This window comes from Okeania sp. SIO2B9 (assembly GCF_010672505.1).
Lineage (GTDB): Bacteria > Cyanobacteriota > Cyanobacteriia > Cyanobacteriales > Microcoleaceae > Okeania > Okeania hirsuta.
In genome coordinates this window covers 1-3,573 of record NZ_JAAHGK010000813.1, presented here as the reverse complement: position 1 = coordinate 3,573, position 3,573 = coordinate 1, and the positions used below count along the sequence as shown (strand labels likewise).

Annotated in this window: 3 protein-coding genes; all 3 read right to left on the bottom strand. The window is 36.4% G+C overall.

The window, feature by feature from the left end:
- Positions 1 to 468: 468 nt before the first annotated feature.
- The 3 genes from chlG to F6K13_RS35875 all read right to left on the bottom strand — a co-directional run bounded on the left by chlG (position 469) and on the right by F6K13_RS35875 (position 3,394).
- Entirely contained in the window at positions 469 to 1,449 is a 981-nt protein-coding gene (chlG, locus tag F6K13_RS23805) for a chlorophyll synthase ChlG (RefSeq protein WP_124145157.1), read from the bottom strand.
- Positions 1,450 to 1,896: 447 nt separating this feature from the next.
- The gene (locus F6K13_RS23800) at positions 1,897 to 2,991 is read right to left on the bottom strand and encodes an ArsA family ATPase (protein WP_124145156.1); all 1,095 of its coding nucleotides are present in this window, start codon (positions 2,989 to 2,991) and stop codon (positions 1,897 to 1,899) included.
- Positions 2,992 to 3,097: 106 nt separating this feature from the next.
- Positions 3,098 to 3,394 carry a hypothetical protein gene (locus tag F6K13_RS35875; protein WP_124145155.1) on the bottom strand — a complete coding sequence of 99 codons (297 nt, stop codon included), beginning with the start codon at positions 3,392 to 3,394 and terminating at the stop codon, positions 3,098 to 3,100.
- Positions 3,395 to 3,573: the final 179 nt, after the last annotated feature.

Here is a 3,573-nt window from a genome sequence, read left to right as displayed (position 1 = left end):
GTGTTTTACCTTAATTGCATTTCATTCACAACAAGAAACTCTCCATACTCTTGACTAGAAACACGCAGCAAAACATACCCTTCTCAACTTACCCACTGGAAGTCTGAAGAAATAATTTCTTTGACAGTAACATTCGGAATTTGACTCACCCATTCTACCCAACGACTGAGGGCAATTCCAATTAGACGTTTACTGCTAATATCGACTTTTTTTGTTTTTTTGTCATTCGATGAAATCTAGTTTATTCTGTCTGTTGAAAATTCAAAAAATAGGGAATAGGGAGTAGGGGGAAATAATTGATGATTTCTGTGGGATTGATTATATTTAAACTCCGCCCTTAAGGGTGGGGTCTTATTAGAGAAGTCTAATAGTAAGGGCGGGTTCCAGTTCAAATTAATAATATCAACATTAGAAAATCTTTAACCTTCTTGCTTCTTGCTTCTTCTTATTAACTAATAACTGAAAAGACTAAACTCCTGCATGACCCAGAGCTAAACCAGTAATTAACATACCTAATACTAAAAAAGGTTGGGCACTTGCTTGATATTTCACATCATTTTCTAGAGGATTTCTGAGAAAATACATATCCTGAAAAGTAATCTGAGGAATTACCATCAATAGCAAAATTACAGCATACAAATTTTCTTGAATACTAATTAAATAAGCTGCCACTCCAGCTTGAAAAATATCAATCATTAATACACAAATCCAAGCCGCCGTACCAATGCCAAACATAACTGGTAATGATTTTAAACCCAACTTTTCATCTCCTTCCACACTCTTAAAATCATTAACTACAGCAATTCCTAATCCAGCAAAACTATAAAACAAAGTCAGAATTACAATTGTTAAATTTAACTCTCCAAATAAAGCATGACCAGTCCACCAAGGCAAAGCAATATAACTAGAACCTAAAGCATAATTTCCTAACCAACCATTTTGTTTTAACTTTAGTGGAGGTGCTGAATAAATATAAGCTAAAAATGCTCCGAACAAACACAATATAGTAATCATTGGAAAATCGTGACCAGCCCACAAATCGAGAATATATGATATGCCAACCCCTGATAGTAACAAAACTAGAATTTGAGTCACAACTTGAGGAATAGAAATTGCACCTGAAGGAATCGGTCGATAAGGTTCATTAATAGCGTCTATTTCTTTGTCATAAAAATCATTTAAAGTTTGCGTATAACCCGCCATCAAAGGTCCTGCTATTAACATACAAGTAGCAGACTGTAGTACATTTTCTAGATTCCAGCTATAATTTCCTGAAGATGCAGCTCCACAAACTACTCCCCAGATTAAAGGAATCCAAGTTATGGGTTTCATTAGTTGCAAGCGGATTTTCCAAATATTAGTTTCTCCACTTGCTGCACCTTTCATTCCTAATATTTGTCTGGTTTTAGCAGTGCTATTTTCTTCTGTTTTTGTTTCTCGATTAGTCATTTCAGTTATCAGTTATCAATTATCAGTTATCAGTTATCAGTTATCAGTACCTCTATGGAATAGGGAGGCCAGAAAATCCTGAAGTTTCTGTTCTCTTGGTCGATTGGATATGGCAAGGTTTCTTCCCCATCTCTCGACCGCTTTTCATACCCTTAAAAGGGAAAGGTTATGACCTTACTTTTTGGTCAAAGTAATTTATATACTAAGTTTGAAAATGTTTTGTGAGAAGTTTTTCAACCTACTTTTTTGAAATTACAACAGTTTTTATTTTAGTAGACTACTGTAGGGACATTCCATGAAAAATCCCTACAAGATTTTGGTTTTGGTTGTGTAGTTAATATCTCTGAAAATTACTATAAACTTTTGAGCAAAGCAAAAAATCAATCTTTTTTCCTACTCCCCGTCACCCCATCTTCTCTACTGCCTACTGCCTACTCCCTACTGCCTCTAAAAAGAAATAATCAAATAACCATCTTGGAACTTTGCACCAGTTACAGGTTTTCCGCTAAGAGGAGGTGGAAGGAAAATATTTCTTCTTTGGTCTCCAGCTTCAATTGTTACTTCTGGTCCATATTGAGTAAGTCCAATTTGTTTTTTATCAAAACCAGGCAAAAATAAACTTACTTGACTTTTTTGAATATCTATGATGATAGGCTTAGGAGCCTTAACTGCTTGACTAAAATCTGGCAGAGCATCCATTAGAGGTTGCCAATCTTCAGTAGAACGACGGGGAATCGGAGTTACAGATAGTGGTGCAAATTCATCAGCAACATTATCCGCTAAATCTGCCTGATTCAGAATTACTCCCCCTACAGTCAGATTAACTTGTTGGGAACTTCCCCATAAATATTTTGCTGTGGCGATCGCTGCTGGATCTTTAGTAGTAACCAAGTATGCTGCTACTCTATTTGGGTCAGCTATAGTAGCTTTAGCATTATCTAACAGTTCATTGATTTTTTCAGTAGGTTGAGAAAAATTATCCCCTGTCCAATCAACATTTAGAATAGCACTACTAATAGGTTGAACAAATGGAGAAATAGCTTTGTAGACATCTGAGTCGAGAAGAACTTGACGGAAGCGACGAATATACCAACTCATAATTTCCGCCGAACCCAAAAGTCGTAAAGTCTCCTTATCTCCTGTGCCATCATAAATAATTACATCATATTCCCCACTAGTACTATATCCCCGCATAGTATTAATCGTCAGAATTCCTTCTACTCCTGGTAATACTCCCAGTTCTTGACCATATACCTTTTTAAAGAAGGGTGTACGGATATATTCAGCTTCTAGTTTTTTCAGTTCTTCCCAACCGCTTTCTAGTAAACTTGCTGCCTGAATATTGACTGCTTTGAGATTGGAGTCTATTTCTGTAGGTTCTGGGCCAATATTAGCACCTAATAACAAGGATAATGCAGGAGTTGGTTCTTGTCCGACAAATAAGACTCGTTTACCAAGGCTAGCGTATTGTTTGGCAGTGGCAAATGCAATGGTAGTTCGACCTGTACCACCTTTACCCAAAAATGTGTAAGTAATGGTCATTATTTATCTATCAAAAGTTTAGAATCAAGGAACATTTACATTTTGTAATTATTTAGTTTACTTTAGAATAATACTTTAGTTATAATTAATTTTCTGAACTTGATATTTATAGATTTAGCTGATTTCCCAAGTCTATACCAAAGATTTTAAAGTTCAATGTCCTCCGCAACACCGCACTTGGAGAAAAATTTCCTATACTGAACAAATGATCAGCAAGTTTGAATTGCCAGTCTAACCTTTGTCTAGCTATTAATTGATGCAGTTTAGCTATTTTGCACTTGAGAATCTTCCAAAAATCGCAAAACTTTGTACTACTCCAAGTCCATTGATATGTTGTACAGATCAATGGACTTGCTGGTTTATGATTTGAAACATCGGCAAATTCCTCAATTCTCGTAATCATTCGTCATTGTGCAACGCAGCTAGCTGAAGTAGAGTATCGTACTGTTCTGGTTGTGACATACTCCCACACTAACCTTGCGGTATAGTGTGGGCTTCTCGTTTCGCAGTCCCGGTACCCCGTCGGACTCCACGAGCTTTAAGGACGGAATGCCCTACCGCCCTATTTTTGATATTTATTGC